The sequence below is a fragment of the Nocardioides sp. W7 genome (assembly GCF_022919075.1).
Lineage (GTDB): Bacteria > Actinomycetota > Actinomycetes > Propionibacteriales > Nocardioidaceae > Nocardioides.
This window is the reverse complement of sequence record NZ_CP095078.1, coordinates 346,006-370,026: the sequence shown is the minus strand read 5'-3', so window position 1 is coordinate 370,026 and position 24,021 is coordinate 346,006. Positions and strand designations below refer to the sequence as shown.

The 24,021-nt window shown below is 74.7% G+C and carries 16 protein-coding genes; 10 read left to right on the top strand and 6 right to left on the bottom strand.

From position 1 onward, the window contains the following. Positions 1-19: 19 nt before the first annotated feature. Entirely contained in the window at positions 20-1,042 is a 1,023-nt protein-coding gene (locus MUB56_RS01825) for an alpha/beta hydrolase (RefSeq protein ID WP_244930214.1), read from the top strand. A gap of 30 nt (positions 1,043-1,072) precedes the next feature. Here MUB56_RS01825 and MUB56_RS01820 read toward each other — a convergent pair whose 3' ends face one another. Next, positions 1,073-4,174 carry a hypothetical protein gene (locus tag MUB56_RS01820; RefSeq protein WP_244930213.1) on the bottom strand — a complete coding sequence of 1,034 codons (3,102 nt, stop codon included), beginning with the start codon at positions 4,172-4,174 and terminating at the stop codon, positions 1,073-1,075. A gap of 160 nt (positions 4,175-4,334) precedes the next feature. On the opposite strand from MUB56_RS01820, the gene MUB56_RS01815 reads away from it, so the two are divergent. Then, positions 4,335-6,566: a carboxypeptidase regulatory-like domain-containing protein gene (locus tag MUB56_RS01815; protein ID WP_244930212.1), complete on the top strand. Its 2,232-nt coding sequence runs from the start codon at positions 4,335-4,337 to the stop codon at positions 6,564-6,566. A gap of 116 nt (positions 6,567-6,682) precedes the next feature. Here the strand turns inward: MUB56_RS01815 and MUB56_RS01810 are convergent, their stop codons facing one another. Both MUB56_RS01810 and MUB56_RS01805 read right to left on the bottom strand, forming a co-directional pair. Continuing rightward, the gene (locus MUB56_RS01810) at positions 6,683-7,330 is read right to left on the bottom strand and encodes a CotH kinase family protein (protein ID WP_244930211.1); all 648 of its coding nucleotides are present in this window, start codon (positions 7,328-7,330) and stop codon (positions 6,683-6,685) included. Positions 7,331-7,385: 55 nt separating this feature from the next. Beyond that, positions 7,386-7,748, bottom strand: coding sequence for a DsrE family protein (locus MUB56_RS01805; RefSeq protein WP_244930210.1), 363 nt, complete (start codon positions 7,746-7,748; stop codon positions 7,386-7,388). Positions 7,749-7,890: 142 nt separating this feature from the next. On the opposite strand from MUB56_RS01805, the gene MUB56_RS01800 reads away from it, so the two are divergent. The 3 genes from MUB56_RS01800 to MUB56_RS01790 are packed head-to-tail and all read left to right on the top strand — an operon-like array spanning position 7,891 to position 9,771. Continuing rightward, on the top strand, positions 7,891-8,385 hold the full coding sequence (locus MUB56_RS01800) for an FABP family protein (protein ID WP_244930209.1): 495 nt from the start codon (positions 7,891-7,893) through the stop codon (positions 8,383-8,385). Between the two features lies 1 nt (position 8,386). After that, positions 8,387-8,800: a Fur family transcriptional regulator gene (locus MUB56_RS01795; protein ID WP_244930208.1), complete on the top strand. Its 414-nt coding sequence runs from the start codon at positions 8,387-8,389 to the stop codon at positions 8,798-8,800. After that, a complete protein-coding gene (locus MUB56_RS01790) occupies positions 8,797-9,771 on the top strand; it encodes a folate-binding protein (protein WP_244930207.1) in 975 nt (324 codons plus the stop codon). Before MUB56_RS01795 ends, MUB56_RS01790 begins: the two co-directional genes overlap by 4 nt. Before the next feature lie 17 nt (positions 9,772-9,788). Here MUB56_RS01790 and mshD read toward each other — a convergent pair whose 3' ends face one another. Then, complete coding sequence (gene mshD, locus MUB56_RS01785; RefSeq protein WP_244930206.1) at positions 9,789-10,622, bottom strand: mycothiol synthase; 834 nt, start codon at positions 10,620-10,622, stop codon at positions 9,789-9,791. Positions 10,623-10,743: 121 nt separating this feature from the next. Here mshD and MUB56_RS01780 point away from each other — a divergent pair, with 121 nt between their 5' ends. Together MUB56_RS01780 and MUB56_RS01775 are read left to right on the top strand one after the other, a co-directional pair. Beyond that, complete coding sequence (locus MUB56_RS01780; RefSeq protein WP_244930205.1) at positions 10,744-11,130, top strand: type IV toxin-antitoxin system AbiEi family antitoxin domain-containing protein; 387 nt, start codon at positions 10,744-10,746, stop codon at positions 11,128-11,130. After that, positions 11,079-11,690, top strand: a complete 612-nt coding sequence (locus MUB56_RS01775; RefSeq protein WP_244930204.1) for a hypothetical protein — start codon at positions 11,079-11,081, stop codon at positions 11,688-11,690. Before MUB56_RS01780 ends, MUB56_RS01775 begins: the two co-directional genes overlap by 52 nt. Positions 11,691-11,747: 57 nt before the next feature. On the opposite strand, the gene MUB56_RS01770 is transcribed toward MUB56_RS01775, so the two are convergent. After that, the gene (locus tag MUB56_RS01770) at positions 11,748-12,488 is read right to left on the bottom strand and encodes a response regulator transcription factor (protein ID WP_244930203.1); all 741 of its coding nucleotides are present in this window, start codon (positions 12,486-12,488) and stop codon (positions 11,748-11,750) included. 193 nt (positions 12,489-12,681) lie between these two features. Between MUB56_RS01770 and MUB56_RS01765 the strand changes: the two genes are divergently transcribed. From MUB56_RS01765 to MUB56_RS01755, 3 genes are all read left to right on the top strand, one after another. After that, entirely contained in the window at positions 12,682-12,876 is a 195-nt protein-coding gene (locus tag MUB56_RS01765) for a MoaD/ThiS family protein (RefSeq protein ID WP_244930202.1), read from the top strand. A gap of 98 nt (positions 12,877-12,974) precedes the next feature. Continuing rightward, positions 12,975-15,170 carry a LuxR family transcriptional regulator gene (locus MUB56_RS25830; RefSeq protein ID WP_280637349.1) on the top strand — a complete coding sequence of 732 codons (2,196 nt, stop codon included), beginning with the start codon at positions 12,975-12,977 and terminating at the stop codon, positions 15,168-15,170. Between the two features lie 134 nt (positions 15,171-15,304). Continuing rightward, positions 15,305-15,586, top strand: coding sequence for a hypothetical protein (locus MUB56_RS01755; protein ID WP_244930201.1), 282 nt, complete (start codon positions 15,305-15,307; stop codon positions 15,584-15,586). A 51-nt stretch (positions 15,587-15,637) separates the two neighbouring features. Here MUB56_RS01755 and MUB56_RS01750 read toward each other — a convergent pair whose 3' ends face one another. Then, positions 15,638-23,995, bottom strand: coding sequence for a hypothetical protein (locus MUB56_RS01750; protein WP_244930200.1), 8,358 nt, complete (start codon positions 23,993-23,995; stop codon positions 15,638-15,640). Between the last annotated feature and the right edge of the window lie 26 nt (positions 23,996-24,021).

Below are 24,021 nucleotides of genomic sequence, written 5' to 3'. Positions count from 1 at the left end.
GTCATCTAGGTTGGCGCTCGTGAACCTGCGTCATCGCGTCGAACGCTCGCTGCTGACCGCCGTGCTCGCCCTGCCGGAGCCGGTGCAGCGCCGACTGGGCGGGCGGCCCGTGCACCTCGACGGGCAGACGCTCGCCGCCGACACCCAGCTGATGCTGCGCCTGCAGCGCCTGGCCCGGAAGGCCGGCGTCGAGACGATGCCGATCCCGAGGGCCCGGCTGGCGGCCGTCGACCACACCCGCCTGGCCGGCGGCGACCAGGCGATCGGGTCGGTGCGCGACCTGCGGGTCGCCGGCCTCGGCGCCCGGCTCTACGTGCCCACCGGGGCCGCGACGCCCGGGCCGCTGCTCGTCTTCTTCCACGGCGGCGGCTTCTTCTTCGGCGACCTGGAGACCCACGACGCGGGCTGCCGGTCGCTCGCGGAGCGGTCCGGGGTGCGGGTGCTGGCGGTCGACTACCGGCTGGCGCCCGAGCACCCGTTCCCGGCGGCGTACGACGACGCCCAGGCGGCGTACCGCTGGGTGCTCGACCACACCGACGAACTCGGCACCGAGCCCGGGCGGGTGGCCGTCGGCGGCGACTCGGCCGGCGGCAACCTTGCGGCCGGGGTGGCGATCGAGGCGGCTCGCGACGGGCTGCCGCTGGCGTTCCAGCTCCTGATCTACCCGGTGACCGACCACGCGCACCCCACCCTGAGCGCCCGGCTGTTCGCGCAGGGCTTCTACCTGACCCAGGAGTTCATCGACCTCGCCGCCAGCAGCTACGTCGGCGACGCCGACCCGCTCGACCCGAGGGTCTCGCCGGCGTACGCCGAGCTGCCCGCCGGCCTCGCGCCCGCCCTGGTCGTCACCGCCGGGTTCGACCCGCTGCGCGACGAGGGCGAGGCCTACGCCCGACGGCTGGAGCAAGCCGGCGCCACCGTCGAGCTGCGCCGGTTCCCCGACCAGATCCACGGCTTCTTCAACATCGCCGGTGCGGGGCGCAGCGCCCCGGCCGCGAACGCCGTCGTCGCCGAGCGGCTCCGCGCCGCGCTGCTCCCCTGACGCCGGCCGCCCTGACGGCCGGCGTCCCGATCACAGCTCGGGGCGCCACCTGCGCAGCAGGCGGGTCAGCTCCTCGGGGTCGGCCGAGCGGCGGTCGATGCTGACCGGCGGCATGCTGCGTCGTACGAAGTCGAGGCGCCAGCCGCGGTCGCCCGGCTGGCCGTGGACCTCGATCTGGGTGCGGTCGCTGGTGAGGTCGAAGCGGTGCTGGCTGTCGCCGTCGACGACGACCACGACGCCGTCGTCCACGGTGACGGTCCGGCCGCGGGGCCGGACGGCGAGGCCGAGCAGCACCAGAACCACCGTGGCCGCCGAAAGGGCGATGCCGAGCGGCTGGAGCAGGTCGCGCTCGGAGGCGACGTACGCCGTGCCGGCGGCGGCGGCCAGGGCGGCGACGAGCAGGACCACCGACAGCAGTCGCCGGCCGCTGCCGCGCTTGAAGGTGACCGGGCCGGTCGGCGGGTCCGTCACGGCCTCCTCGGCGGTGGGGGCCGGTCGGGGTCGGCTCCGCTTCGTGCCGGGGTCGACGCCGAGCTGCTGGGCGCGGAGCTCGGCGAGCTGGTGGGCCAGGTCGGCGGCCCGCTGCTCGGCGACGAGCCGCTCCTCGAGCGCCGCCTGGGCCAGCTCGGCCTGGTAGCGCACCGAGGACTCCACGGCCTGCCGCTCGACAGCACGTCGCTCGGCGGCGTCCTCGACCTCCGCCCGGAGCCGGGCGTGCTCGGACGCATCGGCCTCCGCGGCCTCGCGGGCGGTCAGTGCCGCGGCGAGTGCCGCGGCCTGCTCCGCCAGTCGCTGCTCGGCGTCGGTCAGCGCGGCGTGGGCCTGGGCGGCGAGCTCGGCATGGGCCTGGGCGTCGGCCTCCGCGCGGGTGCGGGCCTCGACCGCGGCTGCGGCGACGGCCTCGGCCTCCGCGCGGCCCCGGTGGGCGGCCTCGGCCTGCGTGGCCAGCTCGACGGCCACCAGCTCGGCGGCTGTGCGCGCGCCGTGGGCGGCGGCGGCCGCCTCGGCCTGCTCGGCGGCGGTGGTGTGGGCGACGTGCTCGGCGGCGGCCGCCTGGCCGGCGGCCTCGGCCTGCTCGCGGGCCGTCTGCTCGGCGCCGGTGCGTGCGGCGTGCGCCTGCTCGCTGACGGTGGCGGCCCCGGCGGCGGCCTGCTCGGCCGCGATCCGCTCGGTGAGCGCGCGGGCGGCGGCCGCGGCCTGGGCCCGGGCGGCGTCGTCGGCGGCGGTGCGGGCGGTGAAGGCCTGCTCGGCTGCCTGCTCGGCGGCGGCGCGGGCGTCGTACGCCGCCTGCGCGCCCGCGGCGTGCTCGGCTGCGGTCGCGTCGGCGGCGGCGCGGGCGTCGTGGGCAGCGGCCGCGGCCCGGGCCTGTTCGGTGGCAGTGGTGTGGGCGGCCTGCTCGGCGGCGGCGGCCTGGCCGGCGGCCTCGGCCTGATCGCGGGCGGCCTCCTCGGCTTCGAGGCGGGCGGTGTGGGCGGCCTCGGCCTGCTCCGCGGCCGTGCCGGCGGCCTGCTCGGCGGTGGTGCGTGCGGTGTGGGCCTGTTCGGCGGCGTTAGCGGCGGCGGCGGCGGCCTGGTCGGCGGCGGTGCGCGCCGCGGCCTGCTCGGCGGCCGCGGTCTCGGCGGCCGCGCGGGCGGTGGCCTGCTCGGCAGCGGCCTCGTCGGCGGCGGCGCGGGCGTCGTGGGCCTGTGCTGCGGCCTGGGCCTGTTCTGTGGCGGTGGTGTGGGCGGCGGTCTCGGCGGCGGCGGCCTGGCCGGCGAGGGCGGCCTGGTGACGACCGGCCTCCTCGGCCTGGAGGCGGGCGGCGTTCGCGGCCTCGGCGGCACCGGCCTGGTCGGCCGCGGCCTGCTCCGCGGTGGTGCGGGCGGAGTGGGCCTCGGTGGCGGCGTTCGCCTGGGTGGTCGCGGCCTCGTCGGCGGCGGTGCGGGCCGCGGCCTGCTCCGCGGCCGAGGTCTCGGCGGCCGCGCGTGCGGAGGCCTGCTCGGCCGCGGCCTCGTCGGCGGCGGCGTGGGCCTCGTGGGCCTGTGCTGCGGCCTGGGCCTGCTCGGTGGCGGTGGTGTGGGCGGCGGTCTCGGCGGCGGCGGCCTGGCCGGCGAGGGCGGCCTGGTGACGACCGGCCTCCTCGGCCTGGAGGCGGGCGGTGTGGGCGGCCTCGGCGGCAGCGGCCTGGTCGGCCGCGGCCCGCTCCGCGGTGGTGCGGGCGGTGTGGGCCTGTTCGGCGGCGTTCGCGGCGGCGGTGGCGGCCTCGTCGGCGGCGGTGCGCGCCGCGGCCTGCTCGGCGGCCGCGGTCTCGGCGGCTGCTCGCGCGGTGGCCTGCTCGGCCGCGGCCCGTTCCGCGGCCTCGCGCTGCTCGGTGGCGATCCGGGTGAGCTCCGAGTGCTGCTCGGCCGCGGTCGTGGCGGCGGCGGACGCCTCGCGCAGCGCCTCCTCGGCAGAGGTCCGGTCGCGGTGGGCGGCCTCCGCGTCCTCGGCCAGTCGTCGGGCGGCCTCCTCGGCGGCCAGGCGGGCCTCGTGGGCGGCCTGCGCGGTCACGGCCGCCGTCCGGGCGGCCTCCTCGGCGGCCAGCTGCGCCTCGTGCGCGGCGGTGGCGGCCTCGGCCTGCTCGCGGGCGGCCGTCTCGGCCGCCTGCCGGGCGTCCGCGGCGTCGGTCGCCGCGCGCTCGGCCTCCTCGTGCAGTCGCGCGGCCTCCGTGGCCGCCTCGGCCTGCCGGGTCGCGGCCTGCTCGGCCTCCTCGCGCAGTCGCGCGGTCTCGGCCGCGGACTCGTGCGCGGTCGCGACCTCCTGGGCCGCGCGCGCCGCGGCCTCCTCGGCGGCCGTGCGGACGCCGTACGCCTCCTCGACGGTGGTGCGGTACGACGCCAGCGACTGCTCGGCCGACTCGCGGGCCCGCGTCGCGTCGCGGGCGGCCTCCTCGGCGACCAGCCTCTCGGCGTGGGCCTCGGCCGCCGCGAGCTCGGCCGAGCGGCGCAGTGCGGTCGCCTGCTCGGCCGCGGCCGTCGCCTCGCGCATCAGCCCGGCGAACTCCTCCGGCGAGGGCGCCGCGACGGCAGCCGGAACCGCCGCGGAGGTGGGGGACTGGCGTCGCCGCCAGCGTCGTCCCGCTCCGTCGTCCCCCGGGTGCTGCTCGCCGCTCATGGGCGCTGAGCCTAGTGGTCGTGGGTCGGGTGACCGGGCACGCGCCCGGTCTGGACCATCGCCGCAGGACCGGCCCGATCCGGCCGAACCGTCTTTGCCCGAGGCGGATCGGGATTAGTTTCCCCGCTGTTAGGACCGTCTCTCACCAGGAAGCGAGATCGTGCACCCCCCTTCGACCCGACTCCCCGCCCTGATCCTCGCCGGTGCCGTCGCCGTCGCGGGGGTCCTGGTGCCCACCACCTCCGCCACGGCGGCCGACGGCCTGTCCGAGACCGTGACGGTGAACGTCACCGGTGGCGGCCAGCGTCTGAGCACCACCGGCCAGGTGCTCGTGACGCCGTACCTCAAGGACGGGGAGGACTTCATCCCCCAGGACACCGTCTACGGCGGTGCCGGATATCCGCTGAAGATGACGCTGGAAGAGGGGGAGTACACGTTCCACATCGCCACGGACTCGTCGCTCTGGGCGTCTGAGTTCTACGGCGACACGACCGACCCCGGGCAGGCCGAGGTCGTCACCGTCGAGGACGACGACGTGGTGCTCGACCCGGTCGACCTCGACCCGCGCAGCAACGTCCTCGTGGGTCGGGTCGTCGACGAGGAGGGCGATCCCGTGGTCGGTGGCACCGTCCAGGTCTTCCGGACCTCCGGGGAAGAGCCGGAGCAGTCGGCGCAGACCGACCTCGACGGCGTCTATCGCATCGCCACGACCGGTGCCGCCGACCGCCAGCTGCAGTTCCTGCCGCCGACCGACGGCGACCTGGCCGAGGAGTGGTACGACGACGTCGCCGTGCGCGCTGACAGCGAGTCCCTCAGCCTGCCGACCGGCAGCACGGGGATCCGGGTGCCTGAGGTCGAGCTGCGTCCCGTCGGATCGGTCTCCGGCCGGGTGACCGGTTCCGACGGTGCTCCCGTAGACGACGTACTGGTCGGCGCGTTCGCGGCGACCGGGGCGCCGCTGGGGTCGGTGGAGACCGATGCCGACGGGCGCTACCGGATCGACCGGCTGAAGGCGGGCGCGGTGCGCATCGGCTTCGTGGATCGGATCAGTGGGTTCGCGGCCGAGTACTACGAGGACGCCACGTCCCTTGCCGCGGCCACCCCGGTGACCGTCACGGAGGCGCAGGTCACCACCGGCATCGACGCGACGCTCGCGATCGCCGAGCCGGTCACCGACGGCGCGGCCGTCACGGGCCGGGCGCTGGACCGCGCGGGAGCCCCGATCCCCGGCGTCGAGGTCACGGCCTGGGTGCGGGACGGGGACGGCTGGAAATCGATCGACTGGGGCCGGACGGACCGCTTCGGCCGCTACGCCCTCGACGCCGTCGAGGCGGAGACGGCCGAGGGCGAGGACACCGTGGTACGGGTCGAGTTCCACCGGACCGAGGACCCGGACGGCTTCGACTACCGCAGCATCTACCACGGCCAGCAGCCCACGGTGCGGCGCGCCGCGGAGGTCGTCGTCGGCTGGGACCAGGTCCGCACCGGCATCGACGGGGTCCTGCAGCAGTACGGCGGCCTGCGCGGCACCGTCACCAGCCCCGTGCCCGCCTTCGAGGCCGAGGTGGCCGTCGTCGACGAGGACGGCCGCGAGGTGTGGTCGGGCTGGGCCGAGGAGGACGGCACGTGGAGCGCCGAGGTGGAGCCCGGCCAGTACCGCGTGCACGTCGAGGCCGAGGGCTGGGACTCCGAGACCGGTCGACCGGTCGTGCTCGCACCGAGGTGGTGGCGCGCGGGCAACAACTTCACCACCGCCACGCCGGTGACGGTCGAGGGGGGCGCCTTCGCGCCCGACGTCGACGTCGCGCTGACCGACCAGCTGACGGCGTACGACGTGCCGACGATCGGCGGGAGCGCGATCGTCGGGCAGGTGCTCCGGGCGACGCCGGGCCGGTGGAACGTCAACGTCGGGGTCGAGCACTCCTACGAGTGGCTGCGGGGCGCGACGGTCGTCGGCACCGGCGCGTCGTACCCGCTCGGCGGGGCGGATGTCGGGTCCACCCTGCAGCTGCGGGTCACCGCGCGGTTCTGGGACTGGACCGGCGTCGCCACCTCCGCCCCGACCGCGGCGGTGGTCGCCGCCCCGATCGGCCCGGTGCCGGAGGTGAAGCAGGTCTCCCGCACGACCGTGCGGGCGTCGTACGACAAGAGGAAGCGGGCGGTCCGGCTGAGGATCACGGTCGCCGCCGCCTCGGCGCCGACGGGCACGGTCGCGGTCACCGAGGGGCGTCGTACGGTCAGGGCCCGGGTGGTCCTGAGGAACGGCCGGGCGACGCTGATCGTCAAGCGGCCGTCTGCGGGCAGGCACACCTACGTCGTGACGTACGGCGGCAGCGGGCTCGTGCTGCCGAGCAAGGGCTCGGCGAGGGTCAGGGTGCCGAAGCGGAGGTAGGTGTCGTCAGTGGACGAGGCCGCCGACGCGGGAGACCGGCGGCGTCGCCTCGCTCCGTCATCCCCGGGGTGCTGTGCGCCGCTCATGGGCGCTGAGCCCGGTGCCGCGGGTCGGGCTCAGGCGAGCTGCCCGTCCAGCCACGCGATCCGGCTGGTCAGCCAGCCGGCGAGGTAGGCGACCTCCTCGGCCGGGTTGTCGCCGTGCTCCATGGCCCACCAGGGGTGCTCGGGCCACACCTCGTCGTCGGTCTCCGCGACCGGGGAGAGCTCGGCCCAGCGGGCCTTGACCAGTGCGGCGAACCTCGGGTCGTCGAGCAGCCGGGCGAACCAGTGGGTGTCGTGCAGCGGGTGCTCCGGGAGGGTGTCGGCCAGGTGGCTGCCCCGGACCCACCAACCCGTGGGCTCGCCGTAGGACTGCGCGGTCCCGCCGGGGTACCCGCTGCTCAGGTCGAAGTCCCAGACCGGGCCCATCGCGGACGGCTGACCGGGACGCCAGGTGTGGAAGATGCTGGAGTAGAAGTCGGAGTCGAGGTTCTTGAAGAGCTCCGCGACGAGGTACCAGTCGACGAAGGCCGCGGTGTCGACGTACGGCCCCCCGTCGCCGCCCTCCTCGAGCAGGTCCTCGAACTCCGCGACCCCGTCAGGGCGCGGGGCAGGGCCGGCGCCGCAGTGGCGGTCACGACCCCGACGGTGTCGGGAGCAGGCAGGCCGCCATCGCGAGGATGACGGTGAGCACGGTGGAGCGAAGTGCGGGCACCGGACCATGGTGCTGGCGCCGGGCCGAGGACGTCGGAGGATCGGTGAGATCCTCGGCAGCGGTCTAGTAGACGAGTGCCTGAACCCCGTCGCGCAGCGCTTCCTCGACGAAGACCGCTGCGCCGGCGATCCGGGCGCCCTCGTCGAGGTCTGCCTCGGTGATCCCGCGCCGGGCCGCGCACTGGCTGCACACCGTCACCGTGCCCGCCGCCCGGACCGCCGCGACCAGCTCGCGGGGGGAGGCGGCGTACTCGAGGGTGAACGGGTCCTCGCGACCCGCGACCGCCGTCCACACCGACTCGCCCGACAGCCACAGCGACACCTCGGCCCCCGCGGCCACCCCCAGCGAGGCGACCGTGAAGCCCTGGTTGGCGCGCTCGGGGTCGTCGGCGCCGCAGGTGACCTTGACGAGGAGTGAGCGAGGCATGTCGCGACTCTAGAGGTGGCGCTCCGCATCAGGCGTCACACCGATGTCGGGGAACTCGCTGCTGTGGTGTGAAACATCTCGACAGAGGCGGGAGTTTCTCCGCCTGGGCGGAGAAGCTCCCGCCGCTCCTAGACTGGGCCCCATGCCGTTCGAGATCCCCGAGAACCTTCACCCCGACTGTGGCCCGATCGCCTGGCTGCTGGGGACCTGGCGCGGCAACGGGCACGGCGACTACCCGACGATCGACGGCTTCCAGTTCGGCCAGGAGCTGATCTTCACCCACGACGGGCGGCCGTTCTTCCACTACATGTCGCGCGCCTGGATCGTCGACGAGGCGGGCGAGAAGGTCCGCGAGGGCGCGATCGAGACGGGCTTCTGGCGGGCCAAGCCGGGCGGCCGGCTCGAGGTGCTGCTCACCCACAACACCGGCATCAGCGAGATCTGGTACGGCCAGGCCGAGGGCGGCAAGGTCGAGCTGCGTACCGCGGGGGTGTCCTTCACCGAGACCGCCAAGGAGGTCACCGAGGGACACCGGATGTACGGCAACGTCGAGGGCGACCTGCTCTACGCCAACGACCTGGCGATGGTCGGCCAGGACCTCCAGCCGCACACCTGGGCCCGACTGCAGCGAGCGTGACGTGAGCGACGACCTGAGGTCCAAGCTGCGGGGGAGCGGCTACCGGCTCACTCCTCAGCGCGAGCTGATCCTCGGAGCCGTCGAGAAGCTGCGGCACGCGACGCCCGACGAGGTGTACGCCGAGGTCCAGACCCACTCCACGGCGGTCAACATCTCCACGGTCTACCGCACCCTCGAGGTCCTCGAGGAGCTCGGCCTGGTGCGGCACGCGCACCTGGCCGACCGCGCCCCGACGTACCACGCGGTGACCGGCCACACCCACTTCCACCTGGTCTGTCGGAATTGTGGCCGGGTCGAGTCGGTTGACCCGGAGGTGGTGCAGCCGTTCGTCGACACCCTGCGCACCGATAGGGGCTTCGTCGCCGACGTGGGCCACCTGACCGTGTTCGGCGAGTGCGAGGAGTGCCCCACATGACCAGTCCCCTCCTGGACCTTCCGGGAGCCGTGGCCGGAAACGGGATCGACGGCCCGGTCGCGGCCCACTACGGCTCCCTGTACGGCGAGCAGCGGCTGCTCGACACCGGCGAGGGCTTCGTCGACCTCTCGCACCGCGACGTCTTCCGCGTCACCGGACCGGACCGGTTGACCTGGCTGCACTCCCTCACCACCCAGCACCTCGAGGCGCTGGCGCCGAAGCAGTGGATTGGGGCGCTGGTGCTCAGCCCGCAGGGCCACGTCGAGCACGCCTTCGTCGGCGTCGACGACGGCGAGTCGTTCACCGCCCACACCGAGCCCGGAGCGGCCGCGGCGCTGGTCGCCTGGCTGGACCGGATGCGGTTCATGATGCGGGTCGAGGTCACCGACGTGACCGCCGAGCTCGCGGTGACCTGGCGGCCGTCGTCGGCCCCCTCCGCCACCGACCCGGGCTGGTACGACGCCTACGAGCTCGTCCCGCGCGACCAGCTGACGACGTACGCCGATGCCGCGGGGCCGGCCGCCGGAACCTGGGCCTTCGAGGCTTTGCGGATCGCGCGCGGCGAGCCGCGGTTCGGTCTCGACACCGACGAGCGCACCATCCCCAACGAGGCCGGCTGGATCGGCCCGTCGGTCCACCTCGAGAAGGGCTGCTACCGCGGCCAGGAGACGGTCGCCCGGGTGCACACCCTGGGTCGGCCGCCGCGCCGGCTGACGCTGCTGCACCTGGACGGCTCGGAGAACCGGCTGCCCGCGGTCGGCTCCGATATCACCGTCGCCGGTGAAGCCGGCGGCAAGGTGATCGGCCGGGTCGGCACCTCCGCCCGACACCACGAGCTCGGCCCGATCGCGCTCGCGCTGCTCAAGCGCAACGTCGACGTCGCCGCCACGCTCGAGGTGGACGGGCTGGTCGCCGCCCAGGAGGTCGTCGTCGACCCCGAGGTCGGCCTGCACGTCCGCCCGCGCCGCTGAGAGTCGCCGAGTCAGCACTACTGGTGCTGACTCGGCCCACCATTGCTGCTGACTCGGCGGTACTGGACGTGGGTGTCTGATGCCGCGTGGGTGAAGCCGAGACCGGAGTAGACGCGGACGGCCGGGTGGTTGTCGGACTCGACGTACAGCAGCACCTCGGTGTGGCCGGTGGCGGCGAGGTGGTGCAGCCCCGCGAGGGTCAGCAGCTTGCCGAGTCCGCCGCCCTGGGCGGCGGGGTCGACGCCGACGACGTACACCTCGCCGAGCGCCGCGGTGTGGTGCTTGGTCCAGTGGAAGCCGGCGACGGCACCGTCCCGGACCGCCACCAGCAGCCCGGCCGGGTCGAACCAGTCCTCGGCCATCCGCTCGCGCAGGTTGTCCTCGTCCATCGCGCCCTGCTCGGGGTGGTGGGCGAAGGCGGCGGCGTTGACGCGGACGATCTCGCCCGCGTCGGACGGCCGGTAGCCGCGGACCTCGACGTCGGAGTCGGGCAGCGGCGGCAGGTCGGCCAGCGGTCGGCGCATCACCCACAGGTCGCGCACCTGCGCGAAGGAGTACGACGCCGCGAGCGCGGCCGCCGCCGGGTGGTGGCCGTGCGACCAGGCGAGCAGCTCACCGGGACCCGCGTCGGCCAGGGCCTGCTCGAGGAGGGCCCGGCCGACACCGCGGCCGCGGGAGTCCGGTCGGACGACCAGGCTGAGCTCGCGGTCGAGCCGCAACGCGAAGCCGTCCTCGCTCTCGTGCACGCGCACCCGCTCGGGGTGGTGGCGCAAAGCGAGCAGGGTCGCCTCGTCCAGGGGTGCGGCGCCGTCGTACGCCTCGGCCTCGGCGGCGATCTCCTCGATGCTCACGCGGAGAGCCTAGGCAGATCGCGGAGTGGCGCACGCACCGGATGCGTGCGCGACTCCGCGATGATCCACAGCCCAGCCGAGCGGGGTGGCTCCGACCTGCGGATCCGGGCACGGTGGGGTGATGGATCCCGGGACCATGGCGGAGGTGCGTGCGGTGCTCGCACGCCAGGACGGGGTGGCCTCCTGGTCACAGCTGCGGGCCGCCGGCCTGCAGCGTCACCATCTCGACCGGATGCTGCGGCGGCGCGAGCTGGTCCGGGTGCATCCGCGGGTGTACGCCGACCACTCGGGCCCGCTCACCTGGTCCCAGCGTGCCTGGGCCGCCGTGCTGCACGCTGAACCGGCGGCCCTCTGCTTGGACTCGGCTGAGCCGCAGGCGGACCGGTCGGCGGTCATCCACGTCGCGGTGGCGGCCGAGCGGCGGTGGCGGCACCGGCCGGGGTACGGGTCCACCGCGTGGCCGGCTTCTGGGATCTCGTGCGCTGGTCGGCCAGTCCGCCGCGCCTGAGGGTCGAGCCGAACGTGCTCGAGCGGGTCGACCGGGCCGGCACGGAGAGCGAGGTGATCCGGCTGCTCAGTGACGCGGTCGGCTCACGTCGTACGACGGTGCCGCGCCTGCGGGATCAGCTCGCCACGCGGGGCCGGATGACCCGGCGGGCCTGGGTCGGCCTCGTGCTCGACGATCTGGAGAGCGGGGCGTGCTCGGTGCTGGAGCAGGGCTACCTGACCCGGGTGGAGCGACCACACGGACTGCCGGCTCCACGTCGGCAGGCACCCCGGCGCGGGGAGTCCGGCATCGAGTACCGCGACGCCGTCTACGACGAGCTCGGGGTGGTGATCGAGCTGGACGGGCAGCTGGGCCACGCCGGGTGGCAGGCGGCCGGGCGGGACGCGGACCGGGATCTCGACGCCCGGGCCGAGGGTGACGACAGCGTCCGGATCCGCTGGGCCCAGGTCTTCGACCGGCCGTGTCGGACCGCCGAGCGGTTGGCCCGGTTGTTCCAGCGGCACGGCTGGTCGGGTGGACCGCAGTCGTGTGGCCCCGACTGCAGCGCGGGGCCCGGATGACCGCGGAGCCTGATACGCACCAGGTGCGTATCAGGCTCCGCGATCACGCGTCAGGCCTCAGGCGTCGACCGACGTCGACTCGGTGCTGCGGGCGTCGGCCTCGACCTTGGCGCTCTCCTTGGCGGGGAGCACGAACCGGTACCCGACGTTGCGGACGGTGCCGATCAGGATCTCGTTCTCCGGGCCGAGCTTGGCGCGCAGGCGCCGCACGTGCACGTCGACGGTGCGGGTGCCGCCGAAGTAGTCGTAGCCCCAGACCTCCTGCAGCAGCTGCTGGCGGCTGAAGACCCGCCCCGGGTGCTGGGCCAGGAACTTCAGGAGCTCGAACTCCTTGAAGGTCAGGTCGAGCACCCGGCCCCCGACCTTCGCGGTGTACGTCGCGTCGTCGACCACGACCTCGCCGGAGCGGATGACGTGGGCGTCGGGGTCCGCGGCCTCCCGGCGGGCGTTGAGCCGGCCGATGGCTAGCTTGATCCGGGCCTCGAGCTCGGCGGGGCCGCAGGTGTGCAGGACGACGTCGTCCATGCCCCAGTCGTGGCTGACGACGGCCAGGCCGCCCTCGGTGACGACGAGCAGGACCGGGACGTCGGTGCCGGTGGTGCGGATGAGTCGGCACAGGTCGCGGGCGTGGGCCAGGTCCTGGCGCCCGTCGACGAGGAGCAGATCGGAGTCCGGAGCTTCCAGCAGGGCGCTGCCCTCGGACGGCAGGATCTTGACCTGGTGCCCCAGCAGGGCCAACCCGGGGAGCACCTCGGCAGACGGCTGCAGAGCGCTGGTCAACAGAAGCAGAGTGCTCATCAGGGTTTCCTCCCGACAACGGGGCGGGAACCGAAACGCAACGCTGGGCTCCGGTCTGGTGATCCATCGGGAAGAATACCGAAACGTGGCGGATACATGGGGTGGAGTCCAGGCAAATGAGACGGATCTCATTCGGGTTCGTTACTGGGCGGCTGCGAAGGCGGCCGCCGGCGTACCGGAGGACCGGCTGCGGGTGACGGGCCCGCTGCCGCTGGCCGAGGTGGTACGCCGCGTGCTCGACCTGCACCCCGGCACCCGCCTCGTCGAGGTGGTCAAGGCCTGCTCGGTGCTGGTCGACGACCGGCCGGTCGGGACCGCCGACCCGGAGGCTCTGCTGGTTGAGCCGGGCTCGTCGGTCGAGCTGCTGCCGCCGTTCGCGGGCGGCTGAGCGGCTGGGCAGCGGGGCGTCTGGACGGCTGGGCGACGGGTGGACCAGACCGGTCCGGTGGAGGCGTAAGGGCGCCGTCGTCCGGACGTCTGTGCAGCGTGGACGAGCAGAGGCCCAGTGACCACGGACGATCCGGCCGACCCCGGATCCATCCCGCGGCCCGTCCGAGACCCCGGCTCGCGGAACGGCTGGACCGGTGGCTGCCGCTGACGGTGCTGCACGCCCCGATCGGGGCGGGCAAGACCACGCTGGCAGCGCAGTGGGCGGCGACGGCCCGGGAGCGCGGCGAGCGCGTCGAGTGGTACGACGCCGCCACCGACGGGCCGGACCCCGCGCCGACGCTGGCCGGCCTGGCGCCCGCACTCGAGGCACCGGCGGGCGGCCGCGCCGCGCTGGTGGTGGACCGGGCCGACGCGCTCGGCCTCGACCGGCTGCTCGCCCTGGTGGACCTGGTCCGCCGCCGGCCGGCTCTCCACCTGATCCTCTGCCTGCGCGGCGACCACCGCGTGGTGCACCGGCTCCGGACCGAGGTCGAGAGCCAGGTGCTGACCGCGGTCGATCTCGCCCTGGACGCGGCGGAGCTGCGGGACCTGGTCGAGGTCCCGCACGACGTGCTGGCCTGGACCGGGGGTCACGTCGGCACGGTCGTCAGTGGCCTGCCCGTCCCCGGCGCGGGCGGCGGCTGGTCCCGAGCGTGCGCACGCGCCTATCTCGGCGTGTGCCTGGACGCCGTGGGGAGGAGTTCGGACATGGGGATCGAGCTCCTCTCCGCCCTCGGTCGCACCACGGTCGGCCCGGCGACGCTCACCGAGCTGCTCGCGGGCCTCGGGGGCGATCCGCTGGGCGACCTCGAACAGGTCGGGAGCGTCCAGCTCGCCCACGACGGACTGCTCCTCGGGACGACTCCGGCGCTCCGCGAGGTGCTGCGCGACCGGGTCGGGCTCGGGGCGTGGGGGCCGGACCTGGTCGGGACCGTGCTGCGGAGTCGTTGGTGGGAGCTGCTGCGCGACGACCCGGACCTGCTCCGCGACCTGGTGGCCACCCTGCCGGACGAGCCTGCGGCGGCCGGTCCGCTGGCGACCCAGCTGCGCGCGGAGGGCCTGGTGGGAGCGCCGGTCGCCGCCGGGGACGCGTTCCCGTCCGACCTGGCCGCGGCCACGGTCCGGGCGCTCGCGAGCCGGCGGCGCGGCGACCTGGAGGCGGCGACCCGGGCGGTACGACGCGGCGAGGCGGTGCTCGACGGTGGCGATGGGGACTGCGCTCATCCGGCCGTGGTCCGCAGGTTCGCGCTGGAGGCGGGCCTGGTCGCGCTGGAGACCGGTGAGCTGCCGGCGGCGCGGCGCTGGTGGCTGCGGGCGCACACGGCGGTCGCCGGTGAGACCGAGGCGGCGGCGCTGCTCGCGCTGCTCGCGGCGATCGAGGCGGACCACGACGCCCTGGCGACCTGGCGGGACCGGGCCGGCACCGGCGGCCCCGGCGGCACCGACGCCCTCCGGCTGGCGTGTGCGATCGACGCCCTGGACCGGGGCGAGCTGGCCGAGGCCGGCCGTCAGCTCGCGGCCGCGGCAGGGCCGACACGGCCGGGCCGGCCCGGGGACCTCTGGTACCTGGCGGCGGTCGTCGGGGCCGAGCTCGCGCTGCTGACCCCGGCGCGTTCGGAAGCGCTGCACCTCCTGCGGACCCGACGGGCCGAGCATGCCCGGCGGGCGCCGGCCGGCTCCTTCGTCCGCTGCGCCCTCGACGCTGCCGAGCTCGATCTGCTGCTCGCCTCCGGCCGGGCCACCGAGGCCGCAGCGGGCCTCGACCGCCTGGTCGACAGCGCGGCGGGGCGGCTGCTGCGGGGTCGACTCGCGCTGATGACCGGCCAGCTGGACGTGGCTCTCGCCGAGCTCGCGGCGGTCGTGCACCCGCCGGCGTCCCTGCGCCGGCTCCGGATGGAGGCCCTGCTGCTGACGGCGGAGGCGCACCGGCGTGCGGGCCGGACGGCGGCCGCGCAGGCGGCGTCCGACGAGCTGGCCCGGCGCGCCCCCTGGCCGCGGCTGCTCGACCTGCTCCCCGGGGGGCCGGTCCACCCCGCGTCCGTCGAGGTCGTGCACCTGACCGGCCGCGAGCGCGAGCTGCTCGACCTGCTGCGCGGCTCGCTCCCGCGCGACAGCATCGCGGCCACGCTGTTCGTCTCGACCAACACGGTGAAGACCCAGCTGCAGAGTCTCTACCGCAAGCTCGGCGCCACGACCCGCGAGGAGGCGGTCGCCCGCGCCTACGCGCTCGGCCTGCTCGACCGGCCGGGCTGAGGAGACCTCATCCCGGGCATCTCGCCGTCACCCGCGACTTCACCCGCGAAAGCCGGTCTGGACCGCGTCGAGTCGTGCGTAATGGACGTGGTGTCGTGGCGTTCTCCTGTCCTGGCACCTCGGAGGGAGACCTGATGGCACTCGCCAAGGACATCGCTCGGCTCAGCGATGGCCGAGCGGTGTACGACGCCCGCCGTCGCCGGCTCACGCTCCACGACGACGCGGGCGCCGTCGCGGTCGACGTCGAGGTGGGGGAGACCGAGCTGCGGAACTGGTTGCAGCGGCTGCTGTTCACGATCCCGCACGAGGGCGGCCGGGAGCCCCAGGAGGCCGCGGTGCTGCTCCTGCTGGCGCGCCTGGAGGCGGCCCGGAGCGCACCGGCGACCCGGATGACGCTGGCGACGCTGGTCGGCTGACCGCCCGGCCCACCGCGACCGCGACCTGGGTCGCGGCCGGACCGGTCCGCGTCAGCGGGTCCGGGCGCTGGGCCGTCGTACGACGTCGACGCGGAGCCGGACGACGGTGCGCTTGGCGTCGGAGAGCCGGTAGCCGACGGTCCAGCGGTCCCCGGCCCGGTAGCGGGCCGGCACCTTCACCGTGGCCACCCAGCTGACGATGCCCTCGTTGACCCGGACCGCCCGGAAGACCGGACCCGGGAAGAGCTTGCCCTTGGCCCGGGGCAGCATGAGCTGGGGCTGCGCACCCTCGGTGCGGGCCGCGATCTTCAGCTTGGCGCGCCGCTTGACCTGGAAGCCGCCTGAGACGTCGGGGGCCCCGGTCACCCAGGCCTGCAGCACCTGGAAGCTGGTCGTCGTGGTGCTGGTGTTGCCGGCGGCGTCCGTCGCCCGAGCGGTCGCGGTGACCTCCCCGGCGTACAGGTCGTCCTCGTCCACCGCCGGCGACAGCCGGACCCGACAGGTGGACCCCGAGGTCTGGTCGGAGGTGCGGCAGCCCACGTCGGGCATGGTGCTGAGGTAGCGCCGGCCGCCGGTGACGCCGGTGAGGCCGATCGTCGGTGCGGTCTGGTCGATGTTGATGTCGGTGACGGCGGCCGAGGCCGTGCCGCCGTCGGTCGTCGTCACCGTCGCCGACACGGTTCGGTCGCGCTGGTCGGTGGTGAGGTCCACCGGGTCGGGGCAGTCGCCCGCGACCGCGGGACTGGGCCACGCGCAGGCGAAGGTGATCCGCACCGGCTTGGTCTGCCACCCGCTGACCGACCGGTTGGCCGTCGCCGTGAGGGTCGGCAGCGCGCGCCGGTACCTGCCGAAGCTGAGGTCGTGGTCGCGGTCGCCGCTGTACCGGGCGGTGATGAGCGCGTCCTGGGTGGGCGGGGGCAGGCTCGCCAGCCGCGCGACACCCCCGAGCACCGGGGCGGACCCGAGCACCTGGACCGCGCCCGAACCGTCCGGCGCGGTCCACGAGAACGTGACGGTGCCGCCGAGGGTCGAGGCGGGCGTCCCCAGCCGGGTCACCGCCGCCCGGATCTCGGTCGGAGTCACCGACTGCACCCGGGCCTCCGTTCCGATGCGCCCGATGGGCAGGGCCACGGAGTCGGTGAAGCTCGCGTAGGTCCTCGGCCCGCTCGGGTCGGGCTCGAACGTCGCGGTCACCGTCCGCGGCTCCGCGGTGTCGGGGCGGTAGCCCGTGAAGACCGCCCGACCCGCCGCGTCCACCGCGACCGTCTGCGTAACGACGGGAGTGCCGCTGACCTCGAACGTCACCGTGCCGGAGGGCACGGCCCGGGCGAGGCCGGTCGTGTGCGTCTCGGCCGCCGGCGGGGTGTACGCCGGCGCCGAGACCTGGGCCGTCACGCGCACCGGCTCGCCGATGACGGTCTGCTCGGCGGTCGGCACGACGGTCACGGGCCGCAGGGAGGGCTGCAGCCGGATTCCGACGAAGGGCGCGATCGGCGCGTAGACGTCGTCGCCGGCGACCGTGTACGAGACTTCGCACGCGGTGGTGGATCCGGTGTAGCCGTCGATGGTCACCTTGTCGTCGTCGCTGGAGCAGATCGTGGCCGGTCCCGCCGAGACGGTGACCGGCCGGCCGGAGGCGGTGCTCACCTGGGGCGCCCACGTCTGCCCGACCACCAACCCGTCCGGCGGCGGGTTCAGGTCGGCTACGACGCTCTCGACGGTGCGAGCGACCCGGTACGTCGCCTGGACCGTGGGACTCGCCCAGGCATTGAGGTAGTCGGTCGCGGGCGTGAACCGCGCGCCGATGGTGTGCTGGTCCGGGTCGACACCGTCGACGACCGGACCGCGCAACACCCGGATGGTCGCAGCCGCGGAGCCGTCGTCCGCGACCTCGACCGGGGCGACGCCCGGCACCTCCGCGCCGTCGACGAGGAACGTGAGCATGCCCTTGACCCGGGCGACCGCCGTGGAGTTGCGCGGGCGACCGACGACCCGCGCGCTGACCGAGATGTCCTCGGCGTAGCGCAGGCCCGTCGCCGGGGGGATCACGACGTCGACGTCGACCTCGACCGGGTGCCGGGAGACCGTGATCTCCCGCTCGACCGCCTCGGCGGCGGTCCAGTCGACGATGTCGTCGGTGCCCTTGTCCTCGGCCAGCGTCAGCGCCACTGTGCAGTCGCCGGCCGACCTGAACTCGACGGTGCTGCCGACGCGCGTGCAGGGACCGTCCGCGGGCGTCACCTTGATCGCAACGGTGCCGCCGCTGGTGGCCGTCGCGCCGGGCGTCCACGCGTCGCCCACCCAGGCACCCGGGACCTGGTCGGTGGCGAGCGCGATCACCGGGGTGCCGGCCCAGACGCTGACCGGCACCGTGGAACTGCGCCGGGTGAACGCCTGGAGGTCCGCGGGCGTGAAGTCCACCGCGATCCGCAGCCCGCCCCCGGCCACCCGCGGCGTGAAGACGTAGGTGCCGACCCCGTTGACCCAGGTCCCGCCGGGGGTGCTCAGGGAGATCGCCCCGTCCTGGTCGCGCAGGTCGATCGCGCCGGTGCCGGGGACCGGCGAGCCGCCGGCGCTCGCGCGGACGACGACGGTGGCCCTCTTGCCGACCTCGAGGGAGGCCGGGGGCTCGATCACGAGGTCGGTGTCCGTCTGCTGCACGTCGATGGCGTACGCCGGGCTCCGGCCCTCGCGGTACTTGTCCGGGACCGCGGCCTGCACGTAGGAGAACGTGCACGTGCCCTTGCCCTCGAACTTCAGCACCAGGCCCTCGGCGTGGCAGGCGTAGGGCGGGACGCCCGGCGGCAGCGACACCGGGTCCAGCCCGGTGGTCGCGCTGTTGTCGACCACCAGCCGCACCGGGTTCGAGGAGGCGCCGCCGGTCACCGTGGTGGTCCAGTCCTTGCGCACCTTGCGGCTCGTGGGCGGCTGCTCGGCGGGGGTGATCGGCTGCTTGGCCTCCTCGATCTTGAAGTCGCGGACTTCGGTCGCGCCGGAGAAGGTCACCGGGTCCGTCGGCAGGAAGGTGGCGGTCAAGCGGTAGTCACCGGCGAGCTCGGCGCGGAAGGAGGCGAAGTTGCCGCCACCGAACCACTCCTGGGACTCACCGGTGAAGCCAGGGAGCGGCTGCCCGGCCCGCGACAGGGCGAACGTCCCGGCGCCGACGCCGAAGCGGCCATCGCCGCGGGCGATCGCGGTGACGAGGATGTCCTCGTCGACGGTCGGCCAGGCCGGGTCCGCCGAGCCCTTCGTCGGTACGCCGGGCTCGATGGTCGTGGGGATCCGGGTGACGGTGAGGTCGAGGCGTACGACCGGGGACGCGGAGTACTCGCGCTCGATGGCCGGCAGCTCGGCCAGGACCTCGCAAGGGCCGTCGGCCTGGAAGACGACCGTGTCGTGGATCGTGTCCGGCTCCGGGACCTGCGGCGTGTGCGCGGTGTCCTTCGTGGCGCAGGTGGTCGTCGGGCGCGTCTCCTCGGAGATCCGGGTGTAGTCCGAAAGCCAGGTCGGGTGGGTCACGTCGCCGGCGGAGAGCATCACCGTCCCCAGCGAGGAGGGCCGCTTGAACGGCGGCGTCCACTTCTTCGAGACCTGGTTCAGGGTCGGCACGTTCCCGATCAGCTCGACGGTCTGCGTCGCCAGCGCGACCGTGAACGTCACCGGGGCGGCCGTCTTCGGCTCCCAGTTGGTCTGGTCACCGGGCTGGAAGGTGAAGGTGACGGAGTACGTGCCTGCCTTGAGGGTCTTCTCGGGGAAGACCAGCTCGGCCGTGCCGTTCACCTCGTCGACGGTGAGCTCGCCGACGGAGCTCGGTGCGGTGGGCGTGCCGGGGACGGTGAGGTCGGTGACCATCACCTCCGTGCTGCCCGGGACCAGCGCATTTGGCGCCCGCCGGGCTGTGGCGGCGAGGTCGATCTCGATCCGGCTCTCGAAGTTCAGGGAGTCGCCGGGCCCGGTGACCTTGAGGTCGACCTTGCGGCGCTCGACGAGGATCGTCCTCGGGGTCGGGTCGGCGGCGGCGTAGAACTCGTTGCCGGCCTGGCCGAAGGTCAGCTCGCAGTTCTGGCTGACCTTCGTGAAGCGGACCGGCAGCACCTCGAGATCCGGGGTCGGGATCGGGGTCCCGGCGGGCCGGACCTTCTCGCAGACGTCCGGCGTGGTGACGACCATGGTGACCGGGTTGCCGGAGGCGCCGCGCTGCGGCGCCGGGTCCCAGGTGGTGTCGACGTTCGGGTCTTCCGGTGGATCGGCGAGCCGGATCACCTGCGGGGCGACCTGGACGACGAGCGGGACGTCCGGGATCGCGGCGACGTCGTACACCTGGACCCGGGTCGGGACGAAGGTGGCCCGGAGCGTGTAGGTCTTCGCTTCGGGCGGCGTGAAGCCGGCCGTGGTCGCCACGCCCGCCACGTAGGTGAGCGGGAGGGTCTTCGCGAGCGTGCCGCCCAGCCAGACGGTCAGCTCGCCGGTGCCGGAGCGCTGGACGACGGGGTTGCTGCCGGGGACGGGGGCGTTCGGCACCGGGCCCGGGAGACGGGTGTCGGTCGCGGTGACGGTGAGCTCGGCCGGCTGGTTGTACGTCGGGACGGCGGGCACGCCGATGACCGCGGTCACCGGCCGGAGCCGGGTGGTGAGCACCGCACGGCTGACGTCGGCGTCGTGGTGGAAGTCGCCGCCGTCCTGCGTCGCCGTGACCTGGCAGGTCTCGGCGGCGACGGCCCGGACGACGACGACCTTGCCGGCGACGACCTTGCAGACGGCCGTGTTGACGGGTGTCAGGACGACCGGCTCGCCGGACGGCCCCCCGGTCACCTGCGGGTCCCAGGGCTCGTCGACGTACGCCGAGTCCTGGAACGCCGTGAGGTCGCCGCGCTGGCCGTGCCACAGGATCCGCTGGAAGCCGCGCTCGACCGTGAAGGTGGCCTGCGGGAGGACCGGGTCGGTCGCGACGACGGGCCGGAACCGGTCGACGCCGCCGACGGCGTCGGGGGTGAAGGTGACCGAGACCCGGTGCGTCCCGATGGCCGTCGCCCGGAACGGCCGGTCGGCGACGCCGTTGGTGAACCTGCCCGTCACCAGGACGGCGGAGGGGTCGTCGTACCCCCCGATCCGGATGGTGCCGACGCCGTTGACCGGGACGGTGCTCGACGAGCTCAGCTGGTCGGTGAGGGTGACCCGGACGAGCAGGTCGTCGCCGTAGCGGGGGCTGTCGCCGCTCGTGGTCACGTTGGTCGCGGCCGTCGAGACCAACAGGGGCCGCCGGGCGACCGTGACCGTCTCCGAGACCGTGCGCTCCAAGTAGTTGTTGCTCGCCGGGGCGACCGCCCGGACGGTGCAGGAACCCGGCCGCAGGAACTTCACGTCGGTGGCGTTCTCGACCCGGCAGACCTCCTGGCCCGCGGGAGTGCCGACCGGCGTGACGACGGAGAGGTTCACGCTCGCGCTGGAAACGGTGGTGTTGCCCGCCACGTCCTCCCAGACCTCGTCGACGTACGACGCCGTCGGGTCCCTGAACGCGACCTCCTGGGTCGTCTGGTCGACGGTGAAGGCGGCGGTGTCCTGGGTCGTCCCGAGGACGCCGGTCAACGCCGTCGGCGGCACGTAGGTGACGGTGGCGACGTACGCGTCGGCGTCGAGCAGGTCGCCGACGTCGGAGATGACGAGGTCCGGTCCGCCGTACTCGTAGTCGCCGGCGAGGACCTTGGCGGCCGGGTTGTCGGTGTGGAGGAATACCTGACCGGTGCCGCCCAGCGCGGTGCTGCTGCCGGTCTCGACCGCCTTCGCGCTGACCCGCACCCGGGTGCCGTAGGGGGACTTCACCGGCGTGACCGTGACGGTCACGTCGACCGGCCGCGGGGTGACGGTGATCGGGAGGTCGAAGGTCTTGTCGAAGTGGGTGGCGTCGCCGGCGGCCACGACGGTGACGGTGCAGGTGGGGCCCCGGGTCAGCGTGACGACCGAGCCGTTGACGGAGCAGTACGTGGTGCCGTCCGCGGCCTTCGGGGTGATGGTGACGGCGCCGAAGCTGTTCGCGACGGTCACGGTCGCCGTGGAGCCGGCCCGGTGGATCCCGGACGGGACCGAGGCGGTCGGGTTCTGGTTCGCCTTGACGACGAGGCTCCCGGAGCCGGTCGCGGGGCTCTCGTAGACCGTGGTGTCGCCGGGGACGACGCTCGCCAGGAGCGCCTTCGTGCCGACGGTCCCGGGCCGGTAGGTGGCGGTGCCGACCTTGCCCGCCCAGGCGATGGCGCGGGCGGCCGTGCCACCGGGGGTGAGCGATCCGGAGGCGATCGTGAAGGCGCGGTCGTGGTCGTCCTTGTCCCGCACAGTGACCGTGACCACCTTGTCGGTGTTGACCAGGTGGTCGGCGGAGGCCACGTCGACCTCCAGGATGCGCTTGCGGGGCGTGAGCGTGGTGGCGGGGGCGGACGGGATGCTGCTGGAGGCGTGGAGCTGGGGACCGGTGGCCGGGACGTAGGCGGCGGCGAAGGCGAGCGCGGCGTTCGAGCCGGGGGTGAAGGTGTACTCGGCGGTCGCCTCCCCGTCGGTGTCGCTGGCGACGAGGCTCCGCAGCACGGGGGAGCCGCCGTTGGCGGTGAACGAGACCTGGCCGGTCGGCGTGACCGACCCCTCGCGGGCGCGCACGGTGGCGGTGAGCGTCACCGGGTCCCCGATCAGGGGGTTGGCGGGGACGTCGAGGACAGTCGTGGTCCGGTCCGCGACGCGCACGGCGGCGATGGTCGGGGTCAGCGTCGTCGCGGTGTCGTACGACGCTCCGGCCGGCCGGAAGCCGAGCGCGACGGCTCGCTGGCCGCCGGCGCTCGGGGTCCAAGGGCCGGTGGCGGTGCCCTTCGCGGCTCCGGTGCCCCAGGTCAGGGGGACCGTGTCGCCACCGATCGTGAGGGTGCTGCTGGTCGGGGCGACCGGCTGGCCGTTGTCCCGGTCCTCGGCGGTCACGGTGACCGTGGTGAGCGCGCCGACGGTCGGGAGGGTGGCGGCCACGGCGACGCTCAGGTCGACGCTGCGCAGGACGGGGTTGATCCGGGACGCGGGCGCGGAGTCGCTGCCGACGAAGGTCGCCGCGGCGGTGCTGTCGGGCAGGTACCGCGCGACGTAGTCGCTGACGTCGGTGTCGGTGGTGGGGATGGTGATCGTCACCGCGTCGGAGTGGGCGCCCGGCGCCGTGTTGGCGCTGAGCAACGCACTCGCCACGACGGTCTCGGTGAGCGGCCCGCCCGGCGGCGCGGGGTCGACGACGCGCATCAGCCGCACGGTGCCGGTCGGCACGCCGTGTCCGGAGGTGGACACGGTGGCGGTGAAGGTCAGCTGGTCCTCGACCCGCGGGCTCGAGGTCGGGGACGACAGGGTGGTCGTGGTGCCGCGGCGGACCGCGACCGTGCCGGTGGCGGATTCCACCGCGTAGGCGCCGCTGGCCGGGGCGAAGGACAGGGCGACCGCGGGATCACCGGGCTGGGTCGGCTGGTAGCTGCCGGTCAGCTCGCCGCCGACCAGCGAGAGGACCACCGGCGCGCCGCCGACGGTCAGGGTGGTCGCGGCCGGGTCGGCTTCGACGGCGGACTGGTCCTCGTCGTCGGTGGCCGAGACGGTCACGGTGCTGGTCGCGCCCACGACGGCCGGTCCGGGGTCGAAGGAGAAGGCCGGCGTGTAGGCGCGCGCGGTGACGGTGGCCCCGACGCTCGCCTGGTCGGTGAGCAGCGGGGAGCCGGTCGCGGGCTCGTAGGTCGCGGTGTAGGTGACTGGGCCGGCGACGGGCGGCCGGACCGTCGCGGTGAAGGTCGCCGAGTCCGTGCCGTGGTCGGCGTCGTCGAGGTCGAAGCGCTGACCGGGCCCGGTGTCCCCGTCCCGCAGGACGAGGACGGAACCCGTCGGCACCCCGTTCCCGCCGCTGTCGACCGTGGCGGTCAGCGTCAGGTCCTCCCGCGCGATCACGCTGGTCGCGTCGGCGGTCAGGGTCACGTCGGCCGCACGCCGCACGCCGACGGTGACGGTCTTGCTGCTGCCGACCCAGAGGGTCGGGTCCGCGGGGACGAAGGTCGCGAGGTACTCGTGGTCGCCCGCCGCCGCCGGAGCGGTGACCGACGTCGTGACCGTGACCGCGTTGGCGGACGGTACGCCGCTCGCGAGCTGGACGTCGACGTCGTCGCTCAGGTCGGTGTCGCCGGCGGCGTGGAAGGTGACCTTCCCGGCGGGCACCCCGGTCGCGGTGCTCGCGACCTCGGCGCTGAGCGTGACCGACCCACCGGGCGTCGTCGTGGCGGGCGTGGCCGCCAGCTCGGTCTCCGTCGAGGTCGGGATGGGGTCGGCGGCACTCGCGGGGAGCGCGGTCACCGGCCCGCCCCCGACCAGGAGCGCGGCCCCCAGGGCGAGGGTGAGGAGGCGTCGGGTCACAGCATGCCCTCCGGGGCGTCGGGCAC